This is a genomic window from Hydrogenophaga sp. 5NK40-0174 (genome assembly GCF_040372165.1).
Taxonomy (GTDB): domain Bacteria; phylum Pseudomonadota; class Gammaproteobacteria; order Burkholderiales; family Burkholderiaceae_C; genus Hydrogenophaga.
Genome location: NZ_BAABWG010000002.1, coordinates 555,533 through 576,831, shown reverse-complemented (window position 1 = coordinate 576,831; position 21,299 = coordinate 555,533). Strand labels below are relative to the sequence as shown.

The 21,299-nt window shown below is 59.6% G+C and carries 21 protein-coding genes; 12 read left to right on the top strand and 9 right to left on the bottom strand.

Going from position 1 to position 21,299, the window contains the following annotated elements; translation table 11 throughout:
* The first annotated feature begins 2 nt into the window (after positions 1 to 2).
* The 12 genes from ABWV89_RS08355 to ABWV89_RS08300 all read left to right on the top strand — a co-directional run bounded on the left by ABWV89_RS08355 (position 3) and on the right by ABWV89_RS08300 (position 12,903).
* Complete coding sequence (locus ABWV89_RS08355; RefSeq protein WP_353395782.1) at positions 3 to 410, top strand: hypothetical protein; 408 nt, start codon at positions 3 to 5, stop codon at positions 408 to 410.
* Positions 407 to 844, top strand: a complete 438-nt coding sequence (locus tag ABWV89_RS08350; protein ID WP_353395781.1) for a hypothetical protein — start codon at positions 407 to 409, stop codon at positions 842 to 844. The genes ABWV89_RS08355 and ABWV89_RS08350 overlap by 4 nt, the downstream gene beginning before the upstream one ends.
* 37 nt (positions 845 to 881) lie before the next feature.
* Positions 882 to 1,526 carry a 3-isopropylmalate dehydratase small subunit gene (gene leuD, locus ABWV89_RS08345; protein WP_353395780.1) on the top strand — a complete coding sequence of 215 codons (645 nt, stop codon included), beginning with the start codon at positions 882 to 884 and terminating at the stop codon, positions 1,524 to 1,526.
* Between the two features lie 103 nt (positions 1,527 to 1,629).
* A complete protein-coding gene (leuB, locus tag ABWV89_RS08340; protein WP_353395779.1) occupies positions 1,630 to 2,706 on the top strand; it encodes a 3-isopropylmalate dehydrogenase in 1,077 nt (358 codons plus the stop codon).
* A gap of 720 nt (positions 2,707 to 3,426) precedes the next feature.
* On the top strand, positions 3,427 to 4,563 hold the full coding sequence (gene asd, locus ABWV89_RS08335) for an aspartate-semialdehyde dehydrogenase (RefSeq protein ID WP_353395777.1): 1,137 nt from the start codon (positions 3,427 to 3,429) through the stop codon (positions 4,561 to 4,563).
* Between the two features lie 272 nt (positions 4,564 to 4,835).
* Positions 4,836 to 7,400 carry a FimV/HubP family polar landmark protein gene (locus ABWV89_RS08330; RefSeq protein WP_353395776.1) on the top strand — a complete coding sequence of 855 codons (2,565 nt, stop codon included), beginning with the start codon at positions 4,836 to 4,838 and terminating at the stop codon, positions 7,398 to 7,400.
* A 68-nt stretch (positions 7,401 to 7,468) separates the two neighbouring features.
* Entirely contained in the window at positions 7,469 to 8,278 is an 810-nt protein-coding gene (gene truA, locus ABWV89_RS08325; RefSeq protein WP_353396073.1) for a tRNA pseudouridine(38-40) synthase TruA, read from the top strand.
* A 50-nt stretch (positions 8,279 to 8,328) separates the two neighbouring features.
* On the top strand, positions 8,329 to 9,030 hold the full coding sequence (locus ABWV89_RS08320) for a phosphoribosylanthranilate isomerase (protein ID WP_353395774.1): 702 nt from the start codon (positions 8,329 to 8,331) through the stop codon (positions 9,028 to 9,030).
* Positions 9,031 to 9,092: 62 nt separating this feature from the next.
* Positions 9,093 to 10,442 carry a tryptophan synthase subunit beta gene (gene trpB, locus ABWV89_RS08315; RefSeq protein WP_353395773.1) on the top strand — a complete coding sequence of 450 codons (1,350 nt, stop codon included), beginning with the start codon at positions 9,093 to 9,095 and terminating at the stop codon, positions 10,440 to 10,442.
* 2 nt (positions 10,443 to 10,444) lie between these two features.
* Positions 10,445 to 11,254 (top strand): tryptophan synthase subunit alpha, encoded by an 810-nt coding sequence (trpA, locus tag ABWV89_RS08310; RefSeq protein ID WP_353395772.1) that lies wholly within the window; start codon positions 10,445 to 10,447, stop codon positions 11,252 to 11,254.
* An 81-nt stretch (positions 11,255 to 11,335) separates the two neighbouring features.
* A complete protein-coding gene (gene accD / locus ABWV89_RS08305; RefSeq protein WP_353395771.1) occupies positions 11,336 to 12,214 on the top strand; it encodes an acetyl-CoA carboxylase, carboxyltransferase subunit beta in 879 nt (292 codons plus the stop codon).
* A complete protein-coding gene (locus ABWV89_RS08300) occupies positions 12,211 to 12,903 on the top strand; it encodes an LON peptidase substrate-binding domain-containing protein (protein WP_353395770.1) in 693 nt (230 codons plus the stop codon). The genes accD and ABWV89_RS08300 overlap by 4 nt, the downstream gene beginning before the upstream one ends.
* Here ABWV89_RS08300 and nagZ read toward each other — a convergent pair.
* The 9 genes from nagZ to lepA all read right to left on the bottom strand — a co-directional run bounded on the left by nagZ (position 12,892) and on the right by lepA (position 21,075).
* A complete protein-coding gene (gene nagZ, locus ABWV89_RS08295; RefSeq protein ID WP_353395768.1) occupies positions 12,892 to 13,977 on the bottom strand; it encodes a beta-N-acetylhexosaminidase in 1,086 nt (361 codons plus the stop codon). The genes ABWV89_RS08300 and nagZ overlap by 12 nt on opposite strands.
* A gap of 20 nt (positions 13,978 to 13,997) precedes the next feature.
* Positions 13,998 to 14,408, bottom strand: a complete 411-nt coding sequence (gene acpS / locus ABWV89_RS08290; RefSeq protein WP_353395767.1) for a holo-ACP synthase — start codon at positions 14,406 to 14,408, stop codon at positions 13,998 to 14,000.
* Entirely contained in the window at positions 14,405 to 15,193 is a 789-nt protein-coding gene (locus tag ABWV89_RS08285) for a pyridoxine 5'-phosphate synthase (RefSeq protein ID WP_353395766.1), read from the bottom strand. Before ABWV89_RS08285 ends, acpS begins: the two co-directional genes overlap by 4 nt.
* Positions 15,194 to 15,287: 94 nt before the next feature.
* Complete coding sequence (gene recO / locus ABWV89_RS08280; RefSeq protein WP_353395764.1) at positions 15,288 to 16,064, bottom strand: DNA repair protein RecO; 777 nt, start codon at positions 16,062 to 16,064, stop codon at positions 15,288 to 15,290.
* A 49-nt stretch (positions 16,065 to 16,113) separates the two neighbouring features.
* On the bottom strand, positions 16,114 to 17,076 hold the full coding sequence (gene era / locus ABWV89_RS08275; protein ID WP_353396072.1) for a GTPase Era: 963 nt from the start codon (positions 17,074 to 17,076) through the stop codon (positions 16,114 to 16,116).
* Positions 17,077 to 17,195: 119 nt separating this feature from the next.
* Positions 17,196 to 17,873 (bottom strand): ribonuclease III, encoded by a 678-nt coding sequence (gene rnc, locus ABWV89_RS08270; RefSeq protein ID WP_353396071.1) that lies wholly within the window; start codon positions 17,871 to 17,873, stop codon positions 17,196 to 17,198.
* Positions 17,874 to 17,908: 35 nt separating this feature from the next.
* A complete protein-coding gene (locus ABWV89_RS08265; RefSeq protein ID WP_353396070.1) occupies positions 17,909 to 18,256 on the bottom strand; it encodes a DUF4845 domain-containing protein in 348 nt (115 codons plus the stop codon).
* 27 nt (positions 18,257 to 18,283) lie between these two features.
* Positions 18,284 to 19,264, bottom strand: coding sequence for a signal peptidase I (gene lepB / locus ABWV89_RS08260; RefSeq protein WP_353395763.1), 981 nt, complete (start codon positions 19,262 to 19,264; stop codon positions 18,284 to 18,286).
* Positions 19,264 to 21,075: a translation elongation factor 4 gene (gene lepA, locus ABWV89_RS08255; protein WP_353395762.1), complete on the bottom strand. Its 1,812-nt coding sequence runs from the start codon at positions 21,073 to 21,075 to the stop codon at positions 19,264 to 19,266. Before lepA ends, lepB begins: the two co-directional genes overlap by 1 nt.
* Positions 21,076 to 21,299 lie beyond the last annotated feature (224 nt).

Sequence of the window (21,299 nt, the reverse complement as noted above, 5' to 3'; positions counted from 1 at the left end):
CCATGCCTACTTTGCGCCTTGCCTTCATGTCCGGACTGATCGCCGCCAGCGCTGCACTTGTCGTTGCGCCAGCACAAGCTGAAGACATGGCCTGCGTCATGGACATCGTCAAGGAAGCAAAGGACGGCTCATCAGAGAAATGGCGGGAGTGCGCTCAGGCCTCCAAAGGGGTCGACGCCAAGAAGCTGCGTGATGCTTGTGAAGGCTTCAAGGCCATGTCCCTGCAGGCGACCGATCGCACCACCACGATGCGCTATGCGCCCAGATGCAAGTCGTCCGGTGTGCAGGGCATCTGCCGCGGTGCATTTGGCAGCGTCGACCGCCACTTCTACAAGCTCAACGCCAAGAACCTGGCCAAGCAGCAAGGCAGCTGCTCCACGTCTGGCGGCACCTGGGAGAACGCGAAATGAAGCTTCCTCAACCCCAAGGCCTGGGGGCGAATGCCCGGGTAATCGCCACAGCAGGCGCGTTGTTCGCGTCGCTGGGCTTGACGCCCCACGCAGCGGCACAGGACACGATCGAGCGCATCAACAACGCGTTGGGCACCGCTGGCCAGCAGATCGACGAGAGCATCAAGCGTGGGAGTGCCGCGGCCAGGCGAGGGACAGACCGCGCTGTCGAAGCCACCACTCGCGGCGTGAACAAGGTTGCAGGTCATGTCGAGCGGGGCGTTGACACAGCGGCTGACAAAACCGCCAGCGGCGTCCAGCGTGCGGGCAACGCCACAGCCAATGGCATCGAGACAGCAGGCAAGGCCACTGGCCACGGCATTGAGCGCGCGGGCAAAGCCACCGGCCAAGCGCTGAAAAAGACGGGCAACGCCATCGAAGAGAAAACCCAGTAAGCGGGTCAGTCCGCTTCAAAACGAATCACAGCACATCATGGAAAAATTCACCGTACACAAAGGCCTCGTGGCCCCCATGGATCGCGAGAACGTCGACACCGACGCCATCATCCCGAAGCAATTCCTCAAGTCCATCCGCAAGACCGGATTTGGTCCGAACCTTTTCGACGAGTGGCGCTATCTCGATGTCGGGCAACCAGGCATTGCAGAGTCAGAGCGCAAAATCAACCCCGACTTCGTGCTGAATCAGCCGCGCTACAAGGGAGCATCGGTGCTCATTGCCCGCAAGAATTTTGGCTGCGGCTCCAGCCGTGAGCATGCACCCTGGGCCATCGAGCAGTACGGATTCCGTGCCTTGATTGCGCCGAGCTTTGCAGACATATTCTTCAACAACTGCTTCAAGAACGGCCTCCTGCCCATCGTGTTGCCAGAGCGCCAGGTCGACGAACTGTTCAATGATGTGGCCGCATTCCCGGGCTACGAACTCACCATCGATCTGGATCGCCAGGTCATCGTCAAGCCCCAGGGCGAAGAAATTCCGTTCGAAGTCAACGCCTTCCGCAAGTACTGCCTGATGAATGGTTTGGACGATATCGGCCTGACACTGCGCCACAAAGACAAGATCCAGGCCTACGAAGCCGAGCGTCTGGCCACCAAGCCCTGGCTGGCCCATACGATGTAAGTTGCCCTCTCAGCTCAGCAGTGCGTCCCTGGCCGGGATCGCTGCGAGTACGCATGGCTTCCAGATCGCCCAGATTCAATAACATTTCCAATCAAGCTAGCTTATGAAAATCGCAGTTCTTCCCGGTGATGGCATCGGACCCGAAATCGTTGCCGAAGCCGTCAAGGTCCTCGAAACCCTCGACCTGTCCTTTGACATGGAAACCGCGCCGGTTGGCGGCGCTGCCTATGAGGCGGCCGGCCATCCACTCCCGGAGTCGACCCTCAAGCTGGCCAAGTCTTCCGATGCCATCCTGTTCGGTGCCGTGGGCGACTGGAAATACGACACGCTTGACCGTCCACTGCGCCCCGAGCAAGCCATTCTGGGTCTGCGCAAGGAGATGGGTTTGTTCGCCAATTTCCGCCCAGCCATCTGCTACGAACAACTCGTCGGTGCATCCAGCCTCAAGCCCGAGCTCATCGCCGGCCTGGACATTCTGATCATCCGCGAACTCACCGGCGACATCTACTTCGGCCAGCCTCGCGGCCGGCGCACGGCTTCTGATGGCCACTTCCCCGGCGCGGAAGAAGCCTTTGACACCATGCGCTACAGCAAACCAGAGATCGAGCGCATCGCGCATGTGGCTTTCCAGGCGGCACAGAAACGCGGCAAGAAGGTGACCTCCGTGGACAAAGCCAACGTGCTGGAGACCTTCCAGTTCTGGAAAGACGTGGTCACCGAAGTGCACAAGCAATACCCGGACGTCACGCTGGAGCACATGTACGTGGACAACGCTGCCATGCAGCTGGTCAAAGCGCCCAAGAAGTTTGATGTGGTTGTCACCGGCAACATGTTTGGCGACATTCTTTCGGACGAAGCATCCATGCTCACGGGTTCCATCGGCATGCTCCCTTCCGCTTCTCTGAACGATCAGAAACAGGGCCTCTACGAACCCAGCCATGGCAGTGCACCAGACATCGCCGGCCAGGGCATTGCCAATCCACTGGCCACCATTCTGAGTGCGGCCATGATGCTGCGGTTCTCGCTGGATCAGGCTGCAGCGGCCGACCGGATAGAGGACGCCGTCAAGTCGGTATTGGCACAAGGACTGCGTACGCCGGACATCTTCGCCGGCGAAGAAGGCACCACAAAGGTCGGAACCCGCGAGATGGGTGATGCGGTAGTCAAGGCAATGAGCTGACAGCCTCGCGCAGTCTGACCCCCATACAAGAAAAGAAGGGCGGCCTCACAGGCCGTCTTTTTTTCCTCCTCAGAACACACCGTGCTCACCCTGGCCAGAAGCGTCGAACGTCGAATCCACCTGCACACTCCCTTTTCAAACGGAACGAAAGGCATCAACGACCTTCTGCCGGTTGTCGAAACAGATCAACGGAATGAAAACGGGGACCCCGGAATGGCGCTTCCCACACAACATGGCCGATCGGCCCATACCAGAATGGCACCCATCAACAAATGAAAGCTGGCCGAATTGGCCATGGGCTGCACCGCCGCCGACAGGTCAAAACCTGCATGCGAGCCACTGGTCGAAGAATCCACATAGAGTGTATCGACGGGATAACCGAGAGCGGAATCCTGAATCCTCCATTGGCCGCCTTGCCAGCCAATGGTCCAGCCCGTCACTCCTCGGGCAGGTCGCGTGAGCTATACTAATAGGATGTTTGCCGCCAATGCGTCTTTTCTGACCTCCTCAGCCTCTGTCGCCATGACAGGAGTGGCTGCGCGCGCAAACAACTCCATCTTCCCCCAGACCACGACCACCATTATTAAAGGCTGACTCAGCCTGGTTCGTCGTGCGCCGCCCCTGTCCCGGCCAGACGAGCCGGGCAAACAGTCAGCCCTTTCCAAGTGGTCTGAACCTGTTTTTGAACTTTGTTGAATCTCAACAGAAAGGGCGTTTGCAATGAGTAGCAGCAAGTTGGTCGGCCTGATCGGCTGGCGCGGCATGGTCGGCTCGGTCCTGATGGACCGTATGAGCGAAGAAAAGGACTTCGACCTGATCGAGCCACTGTTTTTCTCCACATCCAATGCAGGCGGTGCAGCCCCTGCAATGGCGAAGAATGAAACCAAGCTCCAGGATGCCTACGATATTGACGCCCTCAAGCGCTGCGACATCATCGTGACTTGCCAGGGGGGCGACTATACCAATGAAGTCTTCCCCAAGCTCCGCGCCGCTGGCTGGCAGGGACACTGGATCGATGCTGCATCTGCCTTGCGCATGGAAAAAGACGCCGTGATCGTGCTTGATCCGGTCAACATGCCGGTCATCAAGGACGCCATGTCCAAGGGTGGCAAGAACTGGGTCGGTGGCAATTGCACCGTCAGCTGCATGCTCATGGGCGTCGGCGCGCTCTACAAGGCCGGACTGGTGGAGTGGATGAACACTCAGACCTATCAGGCCGCGTCCGGCGGCGGTGCTCAGCACATGCGCGAACTGCTGACCCAATACGGCACGCTCTACGCGGAAGTCAAGCCTTTGCTCGACGACCCCAAAAGCGCGATCCTGGAGATCGATCGGCAGGTCATCGCCAAGCAGCGCTCACTGAGCGCTGCCGAAACCGCCAACTTTGGCGTCCCGCTGGGCGGCTCACTCATCCCCTGGATCGACAAGGACCTCGGCGACGGCATGTCCAAGGAAGAATGGAAGGGCATGGCCGAGACCAACAAGATTCTGGGTCTGGGCCCCGACTTCGGCAACAGCGCCATTCCCGTTGACGGCTACTGCGTGCGAGTGGGTGCCATGCGCTGCCACAGCCAGGCCCTCACCTTCAAGCTGACCAAGGATGTGCCGCTCGACGAAATCGAAGGGATGATCGCCGCTGACAACCCATGGGCCAAGGTGGTTCCCAACAACAAGGAAGCCACCCTGCAGGATCTGACGCCTGTGGCAGTCACTGGCACCATGACGATCCCTGTGGGCCGCATCCGAAAGCTCGCCCAGGGCCCTCAATACCTCAGCGCATTCACCATTGGCGACCAGTTGCTGTGGGGAGCCGCAGAGCCACTGCGCCGCATGCTGCGAATTTTGCTAGACGCCTGATCAGCAAGTTTTCATAATCAGGACTTCACAAGGGGCCGGACCATTCGGCCCCTTGTCGTTGCGCAACCGCAACGACAAATGGCTTCCTACAGTATGTAAAAAGCAGCAAAAGAAACTCAAGCGAATTCTCAGCTTGTCACTCTAATGCGTTGATGCTAAGGTCATTTCCCGGATTTACAAGCTTCGAGGTTCACGTGCCAAAACAGTTCCGCCACCCCCAATTCCAACAGACTGAGGCCCAAAAGGGCGGCGGTTCTCGAGGCCTTGTCCGGATGCATGCGGTTGCCGCTGCCGTGATGCTGATCACAGGCCTGGCACAACACCAGGACGCCAATGCGCTGGCACTGGGCCGCGTGGCCGTGAAATCGGCGCTAGGCGAGCCACTCCGCGCCGAAATTGCTGTCCCTCAGATCTCTGCGGACGAAGCGGCATCACTGAAGGTCAAGCTGGGCAATCCGGCTGATTTTGGTGCCAAGGGGATGGAGTACAACCCTGCCCTCGGTACCGCCGAAGTCAAACTGCAGCGCTCGGCTTCCGGCGCCTCGTATCTGTCGGTCACCAGCAGCAGGACTGTCACCGAGCCCTTCATGGACCTCATCATTGAGGCCACTTGGGCATCCGGCAAGATTGTTCGTGACTACACGCTGCTTTTTGACCCACCAAGAACCAAGAAAGCTGCGCCAGAGCCAGTTGCAGCGGCAGCTGACACGCCCAAGACCAAGCCAGCAGCAGCTCCAAGCCCTGCGACGGCGGCCCCATCCGCTCCCAAGGCGTCTGCCCCGGCAGCCGCACCGGCGGCCAGTGCAGCGGAGGCTGAAGGTGGCCAGGTCACAGTCAAGCGTGGCGACACAGCCGGGGCTATCGCCCGCTCGGCACTGCCCGCCAACGTGTCCCTGGACCAAATGCTGGTGGCCATGCTTCGGGCCAACCCGAATGCATTCATTGACAACAACGTCAACCGCCTGAAAGCGGGTGCGATTCTGGACATGCCGACGGCAGAAGAAGCCCAGGGATTGTCCCGCGGCGAAGCTCGCCGCATGATCGTCTCGCAAGCTAGGGACTTCAATGCCTATCGTGAGCGCCTGGCCGGCGCCATTCCGGACGCGGGTGTGGGCGAAGCTGCTCGCGAAGCGACTGGCAAGGTGGAAACCCAGGTCGAAGAGAACAAGCCAGAAGCCACAGCACCAGACCGCCTTGAGCTTTCCAAGGGCCAGGCAGCCGCTGGTGGCGACGCCAGGGCCGACCGCATAGCCAAGCAGATCAAGGAAGATGAGGCTGCGGCACGTGCCGAAGAGCTCAAGAAGAACATTGAAGAGCTCAAGGACCTGCAGCCGGTCGCCGAGAACACCAAGACACCTGCAGCGCCAGCTGCCCCCGAAGGTTCGCCGGCCGTGACTGGCTCGGAGACCCCGTCGGCCGAAGGCCCTGGTGTCACAGGAACAAGCCCAGCTGCCGAAGGCGAAGAAACCCCTGCGGGAGCGCCAGCAGCAGAAGAAGGCACCCCAGCCGCTGAAACGGCTCCGACGGAACCTGCAGCAGCGCCTGAGCCTGCTCCAGCGCCTCCACCACCACCGCCTGCCCCAGCGCCTGCACCGGCACCATTGCCTGCGCCACCAGCAGTCGAGACATCTTTCATGGACCAGATCACCGGCTCACCCTGGCTGTTGCCTGTTGGAGCTCTGGTTCTGGCCGCACTGGGTGGTCTGGCGTTCTTCCGCCTTCGCAAGGGCAACAAGGACGCACCGGTCGACTCTTCATTCCTGGAAAGCCGTTTGCAGCCCGACTCCTTCTTCGGAGCCAGTGGTGGCCAGCGCATCGATACCCAGGACGCGCAGGCATCCGGTTCGTCCATGGTCTATTCCCCGAGCCAGCTGGATGCGGCCGGTGATGTTGACCCTGTCGCCGAAGCCGATGTCTACCTCGCTTACGGGCGCGACCTGCAGGCAGAAGAAATTCTCAAGGAAGCCATGCGCAGCGCTCCGACGCGCGTGGCCATCCACACCAAGCTCCTGGAAATTTACGCAAAACGCCGCGACGCCAAGGCTTTCGAGGTGCTGGCGACCGAAACCTATGGCCTGACACAGGGCCAGGGCCCTGACTGGGAGCAAGTATGCGAAATGGGCCGCGAGCTCGATGCCAACAACCAGCTGTATCAGCCAGGTGGCGCACCAGAGATCAAGGCCCCTGTCAGTGATTCCGGAACGGGTGGCCTGGTCAACACCATGCCATTCACGTCCAGCACGCAGCAGGACACCGAGGCGGACAAAGACAGCGCACCTGGCCTCGACCTCGATCTGGACCTTGACGTGACCACGGGCGAGCCATCGGCAAGCATGCCACTGACGCCAGAGCCGGAGTTCAAGGCATCCATGACGTCAGGCATGGCTGATCTGGACCTGACCGAGCAGCTCACCAGTGATGCAGCGGCATCCGCACCGGCTCCCGTTGAGGCGCCGGCAGCACAAGCTCAGGACGCAGCTGCCTCGGCACCTGCCGACATGGATTTCGACCTGGACTTCCCTTCCAAGCCGGGTGAGCTCCTGGACGCCGGCGAAGAAGCGCAAGCCAAGGCCTCGGATTCAAGCATGATGTCGCTGGACCTTGACGGTGTATCGCTCGACTTGAGTGGCGCACAAGCAGAAGCAGCCGCACCTGCAGTCGACGAAGGCGATACGCTGACGCAGGAAAACCCCCTGGAGACCAAGCTGTCTCTGGCGGAAGAATTCCGGGCGATTGGCGATATGGAGGGCGCTCGCTCTCTGGCTGAGGAAGTCGTTGCCGAAGCTGACGGCGCTCTCAAGAGCAAGGCAACCGCCTTCCTGGCTGACCTGTCCTGACCCTGAGCCGCGCAAGCGGCCCAGGCCGCATGGCCGTGCCAGACAACAGCGACGCTTCGACGCCTGACATGCAGCCGCCCTCCCCGGGCGGCCGCATTGTTTTGGGCGTCTCATACAACGGGCGCCAATATGACGGCTGGCAAAGCCAACCGTCCGGCAACACCGTTCAGGACAAGCTTGAAAAAGCGATTGGCCGCTTTCTGAATGACGGGAGCGCAGTCAATACCCTGTGTGCAGGCCGGACCGATGCGGGTGTTCATGGCCTGATGCAGGTGGTTCACTTCGATACGATCATCGATCGCGTGGAGACATCCTGGGTGAGGGGCACCAACACCTACTTGCCCGACGATATCGCCGTGCACTGGGCGAGAGTGCTGACCCAGGACTTCCACGCGCGCGCCAGCGCAAAGAGCCGGCGCTACGCCTATGTGCTGCTCGAATCCCCCGTGCGACCGAGTGTCGACGTTGGCCAGGTGGGCTGGGTATTTCGGCCGCTGAATATCGAGGCCATGCAGCAGGCGGCCCAGCATCTTCTGGGTGAACATGACTTCACGTCATTTCGCGCAGCTCAATGCCAGGCGCACACGCCCATCAAGACCATGATTCGTGTCGACATTGCACGAAGAGGCAGTTACTGGAAATTCGAGTTTGAGGCCAGCGCATTTCTTCACCACATGATTCGCAACATCATGGGCTGCCTGATCGCCATTGGCAGCGGAAACCGCCCGCCACAGTGGATGTCCGAAGTGATCGCCGCACGCAGCCGCGACGCAGCCGCGCCGACTTTTTCCCCCGCTGGCTTGTATTTTCTGGGTCCGGTGTACGATGACCAATGGGGGCTGCCGCTGCAGACACCCGCATTTGACTGGCTCCCGTGATGCCGCCCTTGGCGCAGAACACCCCCCCCCTGAGCCTAAACGCCAGCACCATGACCTCTCATCGCACACGCATCAAAATCTGTGGCCTGACCCGGGAACAGGATGTCGACGCCGCCGTTCAGGCAGGCGCTGATGCGATCGGATTCGTCCTGTACGGAAAAAGTCCCCGGTATGTCCAGCCACAAAGGGCCGCCGAGCTCGCCAGACGCTTGCCAGCCTTTGTGACGCCGGTCCTGCTGATGGTCAATGCCCCGCCTGATGAAATTGCCAACGCGTGCTCGGCGGTACCAAATGCATTGCTTCAGTTTCACGGTGACGAATCCCCTCCCGACTGCGCGGCGGCGGGTCGACCCTACATTCGCGCGGCCAGAATTCCCATGGGGGATGCTGGAAAAGGCTTTGATCTCGTAAAATATGCGATCGACTTCACTGCCGCCCAAGCCATCCTTCTGGACGCCCAGGTCGATGGTTATGGGGGTGGCGGACAATCTTTTGACTGGACAGCATTTCCGTGGTCACATCCACAACTAAACGCCAGCTCTCGCCTCGTTTTGTCTGGTGGACTCACGCCTGCAAACGTGATCGATGGCATTTTGCGTGTACGGCCATGGGCCGTTGACGTGAGCTCGGGTGTGGAAGCCGTTGACAGCAATGGCAAAGCACTCAAGGGTATCAAGGACGCCCAGAGGGTTCACGACTTCATCACTGCCGTCAAGGCAGCAGACACGCAACTGAACGCTTCCTCCGGCTGACCCATCCTGATCGCTCAGGACTGTGCCGTCCGGGACAGGCGTCTATCCAGAGAGCCAGTTTCATGAACCAATACGACCAACCGACCGTCAACGGCCACTTTGGCAAATACGGCGGCAGCTTTGTGAGCGAGACGCTCACCCACGCCATCAACGAACTCAAAGCCGCGTACGCCAAGTACCAGCATGATGACGCCTTCCAGGCGGAGTTCCGCAAGGAGCTGGCGCACTATGTCGGCCGCCCCAGCCCGATCTACCATGCCGATCGCATGAGCCGGGAAATGGGTGGTGCCCAGATCTTTCTCAAACGCGAAGATCTCAACCACACCGGTGCCCACAAGATCAACAATGTGATCGGCCAGGCCATGCTGGCCAAGCGCATGGGAAAGCCGAGGATCATCGCCGAGACCGGGGCAGGCCAGCACGGCGTGGCCACGGCAACCATCTGCGCGCGCTATGGACTTGAGTGCATCGTGTACATGGGCAGCGAGGATGTCAAACGCCAAAGCCCCAACGTCTATCGCATGAACCTCCTGGGCGCCAAGGTGGTGCCAGTGGACAGCGGCAGCAAGACGCTGAAGGACGCACTGAATGAAGCCTTGCGTGACTGGGTGGCCAACGTTGACAACACCTTCTACATCATCGGGACGGTGGCTGGCCCGCACCCATACCCCATGATGGTGCGCGACTTCCAGAGCGTCATCGGCGAGGAATGCCTCAAGCAAATGCCCGAGATGCTGGCCGAAGCCGGTTGCACCGGAGAACAGCCGGACGCCGTCGTTGCCTGCGTTGGCGGAGGCAGCAATGCCATGGGCATCTTCTATCCCTACATTCCGCATGAGAAAACGCGACTGATTGGCGTTGAAGCGGCAGGCGACGGTCTTGAGACTGACAAGCATGCGGCCTCTCTGCAGAAGGGCAGCCCTGGCGTCCTGCACGGCAACCGGACTTATGTCCTGCAAGATGACAACGGACAGGTCACAGAAACCCACAGCGTCAGCGCTGGCCTGGACTACCCTGGCGTTGGTCCGGAGCACGCCCACCTCAAAGACACGGGCAGGGCCGACTACGTCGGCATCACCGACAAGGAAGCGCTCGACGCTTTCCACTACCTTTGCAAGGCTGAGGGCATCATCCCTGCGCTGGAGTCGAGTCATGCCATTGCGCACGCAATGAAGCTGGCCAAGACCATGAAACCCTCCGAATCCATTCTGGTCAACCTGTCTGGTCGGGGTGACAAGGATATCGGGACAGTGGCAGACCTCTCCAAGGCTGATTTCTACTGCCGACCCAGCTGCCAGGGCCAGTCGGTCAAAGGTGCCGAGGCGCCGGTCGAGCCACCACGACGCGCAGTGCCCAAGTCGGCGGCCAACGCCAAGCCGTCGGCGAAGACCAAAGCAACCAAATCGGTCTGAACATGAGTCGTATAGAAACCGCAATGACCGCGCTCAAGGCTGCCAACCGCAAGGCCTTGATCCCCTACGTAACCGCCGGATTCCCCTATGTGGACATCACGCCCGACCTCATGCACGGCATGGTCGAAGCAGGTGCCGACATCATTGAACTGGGCGTTCCTTTTTCCGACCCTTCGGCCGATGGCCCGGTGATTCAACGCGCGGGGGATCGCGCCCTGGCACTGGGCGTCGGGCTGGCTCAGGTTCTGGCCATGGTCAAGCGCTTTCGCGAGCGCAACAGCACCACACCTGTCGTATTGATGGGGTACGCAAACCCCATCGAGCGCTACGACCAGAAGCATGGCGAGGGCAGCTTTGTCGCCCATGCGGCCGAGTCAGGTGTGGACGGGGTTCTGGTCGTGGATTACCCGCCCGAGGAGTGTGCCGACTTCGCCAGCGCCCTCAGGGCCAAGGACATGGATCTCATCTTCCTGTTGGCGCCCACTTCTACCGACGAACGCATGCAGCAGGTCGCAGCAGTCGCCAGCGGCTATGTCTACTACGTGTCCCTCAAGGGTGTGACCGGTGCTGGCACACTCGACGTCGGGCAGGTCGAGGCCATGCTGCCTCGCATCCGGAAACACGTCGAGATTCCGGTCGGCGTCGGATTTGGCATTCGCGACGCAGAAACGGCCCAGGCGATCGGAAAGACGGCTGACGCAGTCGTCATCGGAACCCGCATCATCCAGCTGATCGAAGATGAGCCCTTTGAGAAGGTCACCCCCGTGGTGATGAGTTTTCTCCGCACGATACGAAAAGCGCTCGACGCATAATGTCGTGCAACCCCTCCCCCTCTTTGGGGGAGGCTTTTGGTCGTACGCCCAAGGCGCGACCAAGACGAAAGGAACAACACCATGTCATGGCTTGAAAAACTGCTGCCGCCCAAGATCTCGCAAAAGGATCCCACTGAGCGTCGCAGCGTGCCCGAAGGCCTGTGGTTCAAATGCCCCAGTTGCGAGTCGGTTCTCTACAAGAACGACCTTGAGAAGAACCTGAACGTATGCCCGCACTGCGATCACCACCATCGAATCAGTGCCCGCGCCCGACTTGATGCCTTCCTCGATCCCGAAGGTCGCTACGAGCTTGCTCAGGAAGTGGTGCCCGTGGATCCCTTGCGTTTCAAGGACAGTCGCAAGTATCCGCAGCGGATCAAAGAGGCACTGGAAGCCACTGGCGAAACCGATGCACTGGTCGTCATGGGCGGTGCCGTTCATGACATCAGTCTGGTCGCTGCCTGCTTCGAGTTCGACTTCATGGGTGGCTCGATGGGTTCGGTCGTCGGTGAAAGGTTTGTGCGTGGCGTCGAAGAGGCCATTTCCCAGAAAGTGCCTTTCGTTTGCTTCACGGCCACCGGTGGCGCGCGCATGCAGGAAGGCCTCCTGTCACTGATGCAGATGGCCAAAACCAACGCAGCATTGACTCGCCTGGCCAAGAAGGGCCTGCCCTACATCAGTGTCCTGACAGATCCGACCATGGGCGGAGTCTCGGCAGGGTTTGCGTTCATGGGCGACATTGTGATTGCCGAGCCAAAGGCGCTGATCGGCTTTGCAGGTCCGCGCGTCATCGAAAACACAGTGCGGGTCAAGCTTCCGGAAGGCTTCCAGCGAGCCGAATTCCTCCAGACCAAAGGTGCCGTGGATTTCATTTGCGACAGGCGTGCGTTGCGTGAACAGGTCGCTACTTCACTGGCCATGTTGCAGCGATTGAGCGCAGATGCGGTGGTAACGGATTGACCCAGACAGAGACCGAAACACCTTTGCGCCTGGCGCAGCTTCCACTGTTCCCTCTCCAGACAGTGCTGTTCCCCGGTGGGCGAATGAGCCTTCGGGTGTTTGAGGTCCGCTATCTGGACATGATCAACCGGTGCGAGCGCGCCGGCGCACCATTCGGCGTCGTGCTGCTGACCCAGGGGGGCGAAGTCCTTCAACGCACTCAAAACCCCGAGGCTGGAGAGCAGTTCGTCGTCGAGGAATTCGAGAGCGTTGGCACTCTGGCTTCCATCGAGCACATCGAGCGGCCACAGCCCGGCCTGCTGCTGGTTCACTGTCAGGGACAATCCGGCTTTCGCATCGAGCGAAAGCAGAAGCTGCAGCACGGACTGTGGGTTGCCGATGTTCAACTGCGCCCGTCTGACGCTGGCATCGAAGTTCCGGAGCACCTACTGGCCACGCGTGATGCTCTGCGGACCGTTTTTTTGCGTATCGAAGCCGAAGGTGGCGAAGCCGAAAAGGCCGCCATCCCACCGTCAACGGACGCGGACTGGAACAGCAGCAGCTGGGTCTCCAATCGCTGGCTGGAGCTCCTGCCGGTGCCGGCCAATCTCAAGCAAAAGCTCATGGCGCTGGACAACCCGATGGTTCGCCTGGAACTGGTGGCGGACCTGCTGGAAAAGCTGGGCCTCAACAAGGCCTCAGGGCAATAGGCCAAGCGCGCTCATGTAGCGTTCACTCGTCATCAGGGCGTCCCAGGGCAATGCCGGCGCCACCGGCAACAAACTGCGACGACGCTCCTCACTGGCCTCACTCATTCGCCAACGGCCCTGAACCACGGCTTTGGAAAGCTCATCGATGAGCTCGTCCAGAGGTCGGCCTCCATCTTCAATGGACTGATTGCATACAACGACCAGATCGACGCCTGCGTCCAGCGCCGCCAATGCAGCCTCGCTGAAGCGCACTTCAACGCCATCGATTTGCCGTGCGGCGGCCATGCTCAGGTCGTCACTGAAAATGGCCCCCACAAACCCCAGCCGATGCCGCAAGATCTCCTGCAGCCAGCGGGCAGAAAAGCCTGCTGGTCGCCTGTCGACCTTCTTGTAAATCACGTGCGCCGGCATCACAGCATCCAGGCTGGCCGAAAGCCATTGATACGGCGTGGCTTCAGTTGCCAGTATCGTGCTCAGCGAACGGTCATCCACGGGGATGGCATCGTGAGAATCCGCCTTGACATACCCATGTCCCGGAAAATGCTTGCCGCAGTTGGCCATGCCAGCCTGGCGCATCCCGTGCATGACTGACTGTGCCAGCGCTGCGACCACTTGCGGGTCTCTGGCAAATGAACGATCGCCAATGACCTGACTGATACCGCGCTCGACATCCAGTACAGGGGCAAAGCTCATATCGACCCCACATGCCCTGAGTTCCGCTGCCATGACATAACCACAAGCCGTGGCGGCATTCATGGCACGCAGGGCGGGGGCACCCTCAGCCTCACTTGAGCGCGCAGGTCGCATCCACATGTCACCCAGAACGGACATGGGCGGCAAGACGGTAAATCCGTCCGTGCGAAAACGCTGAACCCGGCCCCCTTCATGATCCACGGCGATGATGAGGTCCTCCCGAACAGCCTTGATTTGGGCGCACAAGGCGCTCAGTTGAGCCCGGTCAGACCAATTGCGGGCAAACAGCGTCACGCCTGCCGCCAGTGGGTGCGCCAGGCGCCTCGCATCCGCCTCGGTCAGCTCGGTTCCCGAGACGTCGATCATCAAGGGTGCATGCATGTTCTTCTCCTCTTGCCAGGTCAAGCCGTTGGATCAACGGACATACGCTCAATCACTACAAAGCTGGCTGCGTAGTCCGTCTCATCAGTCACCGTGACGTGGACCGACATGTGGTGTTCAGCACAATACCGGGCCAGCTCACCATGGAGCTGAACGTAAGGCTTGCCGCTGGCCTGGTTGAGAATTTCGCAGTTCCTCCAAGTCATGGGCATGCGCATGCCCAGGCCGATTGCCTTGGAAAACGCCTCCTTGGCCGAGAAGCGCGTCGCCAAATATCTCAACCCTCTGTCGGGCCATCGGGTCTTGCGCTGACGCCACACTTTCAGCTCCGCCTCTCCCAGGACTTTCTCGGCGAAACGTTCGCCCTGGCGTTCCCAGGTTGCCCTGACGCGCCTGATGTCGCAAATGTCTGTACCGATTCCCAGGATCACACCAGCACCTCGCCAGAAGCCTCAATGCACGCGCGGTAGGCCTTGACTGTGGCCCCGTACCCCATCTCCAGTGCATCAGCCATCAGCGCATGACCAATCGAAACCTCGCTGACGCCAGGCACCTTGGAGAGGAAGTGGCCCAGATTGCTTCTGTTCAGATCATGTCCTGCGTTCACTCCCAGCCCTGCCTCCAGAGCAGCCTGGGCTGCGGCGACAAATCGCTTTGTCTGGATGTCCTGGTCTGGCGTGGCCCAAGCCGCTGCATATGGCTCTGTGTAAAGCTCCACCCTGTCAGCGCCCGCCTCCTTCGCCGCCCGCATCTGCGCCGGTTCCGCGTCCATGAACAGACTCACTCGAGCACCCATTGCCTTGCCCTCTTCGATGAGGGGCACAAGCGTTTCCAGGTCATCAGGAAATCGCCAGCCATGGTCGCTGGTGAACTGACCTTCGCCATCCGGCACGAAGGTCAACTGGTGCAACGGCATTCCTCGCTCATGAAGCTGACGCGCAAGTCGCATGAGGTTGTGGGTCGGATTTCCCTCAATGTTGTACTCCCGATCCGGCCAAGCCTTCATCTCTTCTGCCAGGTCAAAAACGTCATGCGTGCGTATGTGACGCTGGTCGGGTCTCGGGTGCACCGTTATGCCTTGTGCCCCCGCTTCAAGACACATGGCAGCCGCTTTCACCACGCTGGGGATACCAAGATGCCGCGTATTGCGGACAAGGGCGACTTTGTTGAGGTTGACGGACAAGGCCGTGAAACGGTGACGAAGTTCAGTGGACATGATGCAAGTCGGATTGCAGAGGTTTCTCTTCAGGGCGCGAGCAGGTCAACAGGAAAAAAGGCAGTGGCATACCACCACGCAAGGCAACTTCCGGTCAGTCACCTTCGGTCGACTGCCTTGGTCTGGACATGGCCTGAACGTCCAGCATCAGCTGGCGGGTCTTGAAGTGTCGCACGCCACAGTGATAGTGCAACATACGGCTGACCTGGTGGCGCAAGCTGGCCACCACAGGGCCGCTGGCCAGCATGCAGGAGACAAAAGGTGCAGCGTCGGACATGGCGTCGGCCAGGGCTTTCCACCGGGAACCCCTCAAGGCCTGGGGCTCGCCTTCCATGGCCAGCGTCAGTCCCCCTTCGGGCATGAGCTGATACATCTCGTCATCCCCCAGAGGCGCCAACGACTGACCTTCAACCGTCAGGTCAGGCAGCAACCCGACGTCCTTGAGCAACACCAGTTCGAAAGCGCGCAAGATGGCAGGCTGAGCTTCCGGGTTGTCGGCCAGCAAGGATACGGCCATGGCATAGTGATCAAACAGGCTCTGGTGCGGGTCATCCCGCGCCAGCAGCCGCATCAGCAACTCGTTGAGGTAAGCGCCCGCCATCAGGGCTTCTCCCGTCGGCATGACGTGCCCGCCCTGCCACTGGGCAGATTTGAGCGTACGGACCTCAGCATCGCCTGACCAGGAAATGGCCAAAGGTTGCAAAGGCAAGAGCACCGAACGGTACTGGGAGGTCGGCCGCTTCACACCTTTGGCAACAAGCGCAATCCGGCCCTGATGCCGGGAAAACACCTCCAGCACCAGACTGGTCTCACTCCAGTCATACCTGTGGAGAACAAATGCTGGCTCTTCAGAAGTGCGCCGTGTCGCCATGCCCGTTCAGCACAGTGTCACGTTCTGCCTGGCCAGCAGTACAGCGTGGCTATTCATAGCCGAACGAGCGGACGCGCGCGTCGTCATCCGCCCAGCCAGAACGCACCTTCACCCAGAGTTCAAGAAACACCTTGCCACCCCAGATCCGCTCCAGCTCCTGCCTGGCTTCCGTGCCGATTCTCTTGAGCTTCTCACCTTTTTCGCCAATCACCATACCCTTGTGGCCATCCCGCTCGACCACAATGGATGCGGCGATCCGCTTGAGGTCTCCGTCTTGCTCAAACTTGTCGATGATCACGGTCGAGGTGTAAGGCAGTTCGTCACCAGTCAGGCGGAACAGCTTCTCTCTCACCATTTCCGCCGCCATGAACCGCTCACTCCGATCGGTCAGGTCCTTGGGGTCGTGCATCCATGGTTGCTGCGGCAAGTACTTGGCGCAAATGTCAAACAGCCGAGTGACATCCCTGGCATTCTTGGCGGACATGGGCACGAATTCGGCAAACGCGCGCCTTTCCTGCATGGAGCGCAACCATGGCGCCAACTCTCCTCGCCGGTGCACCAGGTCAAATTTGTTGGCAATCAGAACCACAGGCACCGACTGCGGCAACAGTTCCAGCACCTTGGCATCTGCCAGATTGAAACGCCCAGCCTCCACAACAAACAGAACCAGGTCCACGTCGCTGACGGCCCCCAGGACAGTCTTGTTCAGGGAGCGGTTCAGGGCATTGCCGTGGCGAGTCTGAAACCCAGGAGTGTCCACAAACACGAACTGCGAGCGATCAATGGTCCGGTAACCTGTGATCCTGTGGCGGGTGGTCTGGGCCTTTCGCGAAGTGATGCTGATCTTTTGGCCCACCAATGCGTTGAGCAAGGTGGACTTTCCGACGTTAGGCTTGCCCACAATGGCCACAAATCCACAACGCTGCTCTTCTTCAGCTGGAATCTCCGTTTCCGGAATATCCTGGTCGCCAACGGCTTCCTCGACAGGCTTGCCGAGCGCCTTGGCCAGCATGGCGTCCAGGCCCTCGTTGACTCGATCCTGGCCAGCTGTCTGCCGGGCCGAACGGTCATTGCGCTTGGGTGATGGGCTCATTCGAAACGTCTCCAGGTGTCAGCGATTGGTGGCCCGAATCAGGACTGAGGCAGGCGCTGAAGCACCGCAGCAGCAGCCACCTGCTCCGCCGCACGCCGGGAGCTGCCCATGCCACGCTCGGTCAGGCCAAGATCCACTATCTGGCACTCGACGTCAAACGTCTGTTGATGCGCCTGCCCCATGGTGGCGATGACCGTGTACTTGGGCAACGGGTGCTTTCGGGCCTGTAGCCACTCCTGCAGTTCGGTCTTCGCATCTTTGCCCAGTGCATGCATGCGCGCACTGATCTCGACATCCTTGTAGAGGCGGTGGACCAGGGACTGGGCCTCTTCAAACCCGGCATCCAGATACACAGCACCGATCACGGCCTCCATGGCGTCGGCGAGTATGGAGGGGCGCTTGTGGCCACCTGATTTTCTCTCACCTTCGCCCAAGCGCATACAAGAAGCAATGCCCAGATCAGATGCGAGCTGGTGCAGCGTTTCCTGTTTGACCAAATTGGCACGGATACGCGAGAGGTCCCCTTCGGGCAAGTCCGCCAGCCGCTCAAAGAGCAGGCTCGACACAGCCAGCCCGAGAACCGAGTCACCCAGAAACTCCAGTCGTTCGTTGTGATCACTGGAAAAGCTGCGGTGGGTCACTGCCCGCTGCAACAGTCCAGTGTCGACAAACACGTACTGCAAGCGCTGCTGCAGCTGTTCAAGCCCTGAGGACAACACACGCCCCCATCGATGTCACGCTCACGGCAAGGTCATTTGTCACTCGAACTGCCTGAGTACTTCATCACCAGATACGCGGGTCCTGCAAGATGAATCTCGCGGTCGTATGCGAACTCAACAACCACTTCACCATCGACTTTGGTGATCTCGAGATCCCTTGATTCGATTGAACTGACTTGATCTATGAGAGCTTGCTTGTCAAAAGCAGCTCGCACATTGGTTACCGTCGTTTCTGCCGCAGCCAGTCGCACCGCCTTTTTCACCGACAGGTACTCCGTATAGGTAGGCACGATCTGAGCAACAACAATCACTGCCAGCGCCACCAAAATGCCTACGACCAAGAGGCCGACAAAGGTAATACCACGTTGTTGCATTTTCATCTTCACGGTTTCCCTCCAGAAGCCCAGTTACTCAAACGATCCAATGCGACCGAAATCGCTGAAATTCATCCAGACAAAGAAGGCCTTGCCCACAATGTTCTCTTCGGGCACGAACCCCCAATAGCGTGAATCCTGCGAGTCGTCGCGGTTGTCACCCATCATGAAGTAATGACCTTCCGGCACCTTGCAGACGACGCCCTCTACAGTGTACCGGCAGTTCTCCCTAAACCCGAAATCGGATGGTGACGGAATTCCCGCTGAACGGCCCGTGATATTCAGGGTTCGATAGGTCTTGTCGCCCAGCGACTCCTCAAATTGCTTTGCATATCGCATGGCCTCGCCCTGAAAATAGTCCGCCTTGGGCAGTTTGGGCACAGCCTCTCCGTTGACGGTCAACTGCTTGTTGAGGTAGGCCACTTCATCACCAGGAACGCCAATGACGCGCTTGATGTAATCCAGGCTGGGTTGCAACGGATAGCGAAACACCATCACGTCTCCCCGCTCAGGCTGGTTGTTGTCCCAGACTTTGGTGTTGAACACTGGCAAACGGATGCCGTAGTGGTACTTGTTGACCAGAATGAGGTCACCAATCTGCAGCGTCGGGATCATCGAGCCGGAAGGAATCTTGAAAGGCTCGAACAGAAAGGAGCGCAGCAGGAAGACGGCCAGAATGACCGGGAACAGCCCCGCCGTCCAGTCCAGCCACCAGGGCTGGGCCAGAATTTCGTGCTCTCTCGCCTCCGGTGCCATTTGCGATGGATCGCTGAAGCCTTGCTCTGCCAGCGCTTGCTGGCGACGCACCTGCTCAACAACCGCATCTTTGGCTTGCGCACGTCGGCGCGGCAGGAACCAGAGCTTCTCCGCCACCCAGTAGAGGCCAGTGACTGCTGTGGCAATCATCAGCAGAAGGGCGAAATTGCCCTCCACATATCCTGTGTACCAAGCAAGGGTATAGCCTGCGAACGCCGCCAGGACAGCGCCAGTGATCGTGCTCATGAAAGCCTGCATTATTCGTCCACCTGCAAGATGGCCAGAAATGCCTCTTGCGGCACCTCCACTGACCCAATCTGTTTCATCCGCTTCTTGCCCGCCTTCTGCTTCTCCAGCAGCTTGCGTTTCCGGGTGATGTCTCCCCCGTAACATTTTGCCAGCACGTTCTTGCGCAAGGCCTTGATGGTTTCGCGGGCAATGATGTTGCCGCCAATGGCAGCCTGAATGGCCACATCGAACTGCTGGCGACTGATGATTTCCCGCATCTTGGCAGCCACCGCACGACCACGATACTGTGCCTGACTCCGGTGAACGATGATGGACAGTGCGTCGACTTTTTCGCCGTTGAGCAACATATCCACCTTGACCACATCCGCCTTGCGATACTCCTTGAACTCATAGTCCATGGATGCGTAACCACGGCTGACGGACTTGAGCCGGTCAAAGAAGTCGAGGACGATCTCTCCCAGTGGCATCTCGTAGGTCAACATGACCTGTTTGCCGTGGTAGGCCATGTTGATCTGCACACCGCGCTTCTGGTTGGCCAGCGTCATGACGGCGCCCACATACTCCTGCGGCATGTAGAGGTGAACGGTCACGATAGGCTCCCGAACTTCTTCAATGCGCCCCGGCTCCGGCATCTTGGACGGGTTCTCAACCTGTATCAGCTCGCCGTCTGCCTTGACCACTTCGTAGACCACACTGGGGGCTGTCGTGATCAGGTCCTGGTCGAACTCGCGCTCGAGCCGTTCCTGAACGATCTCCATGTGGAGCAGTCCAAGGAATCCACAGCGGAAACCAAAGCCAAGGGCTTGCGAGACCTCGGGTTCAAACCGCAAGGCCGAATCGTTGAGCTGAAGCTTGGACAGTGCCTCGCGCAAGGCATCGTATTCGCTCGACTCGGTCGGATAGAGTCCGGCAAAGACTTGAGGCTTGACTTCCTTGAAGCCCGGGAGCGCCTTGGTGGCCGCCACAAGGTTGGCCCCTTTGCCTGACCGGACTGCCGTGACAGTGTCACCCACTTTGGCCGATGCCAGCTCCTTGATGCCGGCGATGATATACCCGACCTCTCCCGCGCTCAGCGAAGGCCTTGGCTCATTGCCCGGCGTGAACACGCCAAGCTTGTCGGCGAAATGTTCGGATTGGGTCGCCATGAATTTGATGCGATCGCCTTTGTTGAGCACACCGTCAACCACCCGCACCAGCATCACCACCCCGACGTAGTTGTCAAACCAGCTGTCAATGATCATGGCTCGCAAAGGCGCTTCAGGCTCACCCCTGGGTGCCGGCACCTTCGCCACGATCATCTCCAGGATTTCATCCACACCCATGCCTGTCTTGGCTGAGCAGGGAACGGCCTCAGATGCGTCGATACCGATGACATCTTCAATTTCCTGCTTTGCCGTCTCCGGATCGGCCTGAGGCAGGTCCATCTTGTTGAGAACCGGCAGCACCTCGACGCCAAGGTCCAGTGCCGTATAGCAATTGGCGACCGTCTGAGCCTCGACACCCTGACTGGCATCGACCACCAGCAAGGCACCTTCACATGCAGACAGCGAGCGGGACACTTCGTAAGAGAAGTCAACGTGTCCCGGGGTGTCGATCAGGTTCAGGTTGTAGATCTGGCCATCATTGGCTTTGTACTGAAGAGCCGCTGTCTGTGCCTTGATGGTGATGCCCCGCTCTTTCTCGATCTCCATGGAGTCAAGAACTTGCTCACTCATCTCACGCGCGGTCAGGCCTCCGCAGCGGGAGATGATCCTGTCGGCGAGCGTGGATTTGCCATGATCAATGTGCGCAATGATCGAAAAATTGCGAATGTGCTTCATCGGAAGTTCGGGCTTCGGCGCCAGGCATCAGCAGAGAGCAGCATCGCGACGGCCAGCGATGCTGCGAATCATAAAAAAGGGCGCGTCAGGTGTTGACGCGCCCATAACCAACAATCTTTGGCAACTGCGATAGTTGGGATTTCATTGTAGGCAAAAAGCCCAGAGCGCACATCCCAACGTCGCCAGATTTCGCATGTAGCAGCGCGGCAACAAAAAAGTTACTC

Bases quoted from the DNA above. Each gene is read 5' to 3' on its own strand.
- ABWV89_RS08355 (WP_353395782.1), top strand. From the start codon at position 3: ATGCCTACTTTGCGCCTTGCCTTCATGTCCGGACTGATCGCCGCCAGC.
- ABWV89_RS08350 (WP_353395781.1), top strand. From the start codon at position 407: ATGAAGCTTCCTCAACCCCAAGGCCTGGGGGCGAATGCCCGGGTAATC.
- leuD (WP_353395780.1), top strand. From the start codon at position 882: ATGGAAAAATTCACCGTACACAAAGGCCTCGTGGCCCCCATGGATCGC.
- leuB (WP_353395779.1), top strand. From the start codon at position 1,630: ATGAAAATCGCAGTTCTTCCCGGTGATGGCATCGGACCCGAAATCGTT.
- asd (WP_353395777.1), top strand. From the start codon at position 3,427: ATGAGTAGCAGCAAGTTGGTCGGCCTGATCGGCTGGCGCGGCATGGTC.
- ABWV89_RS08330 (WP_353395776.1), top strand. From the start codon at position 4,836: ATGCATGCGGTTGCCGCTGCCGTGATGCTGATCACAGGCCTGGCACAA.
- truA (WP_353396073.1), top strand. From the start codon at position 7,469: ATGCAGCCGCCCTCCCCGGGCGGCCGCATTGTTTTGGGCGTCTCATAC.
- ABWV89_RS08320 (WP_353395774.1), top strand. From the start codon at position 8,329: ATGACCTCTCATCGCACACGCATCAAAATCTGTGGCCTGACCCGGGAA.
- trpB (WP_353395773.1), top strand. From the start codon at position 9,093: ATGAACCAATACGACCAACCGACCGTCAACGGCCACTTTGGCAAATAC.
- trpA (WP_353395772.1), top strand. From the start codon at position 10,445: ATGAGTCGTATAGAAACCGCAATGACCGCGCTCAAGGCTGCCAACCGC.
- accD (WP_353395771.1), top strand. From the start codon at position 11,336: ATGTCATGGCTTGAAAAACTGCTGCCGCCCAAGATCTCGCAAAAGGAT.
- nagZ (WP_353395768.1), bottom strand. From the start codon at position 13,977: ATGCATGCACCCTTGATGATCGACGTCTCGGGAACCGAGCTGACCGAG.
- ABWV89_RS08285 (WP_353395766.1), bottom strand. From the start codon at position 15,193: ATGTCCACTGAACTTCGTCACCGTTTCACGGCCTTGTCCGTCAACCTC.
- recO (WP_353395764.1), bottom strand. From the start codon at position 16,064: ATGGCGACACGGCGCACTTCTGAAGAGCCAGCATTTGTTCTCCACAGG.
- era (WP_353396072.1), bottom strand. From the start codon at position 17,076: ATGCTGGCCAAGGCGCTCGGCAAGCCTGTCGAGGAAGCCGTTGGCGAC.
- ABWV89_RS08265 (WP_353396070.1), bottom strand. From the start codon at position 18,256: ATGAAAATGCAACAACGTGGTATTACCTTTGTCGGCCTCTTGGTCGTA.
- lepB (WP_353395763.1), bottom strand. From the start codon at position 19,264: ATGCAGGCTTTCATGAGCACGATCACTGGCGCTGTCCTGGCGGCGTTC.
- lepA (WP_353395762.1), bottom strand. From the start codon at position 21,075: ATGAAGCACATTCGCAATTTTTCGATCATTGCGCACATTGATCATGGC.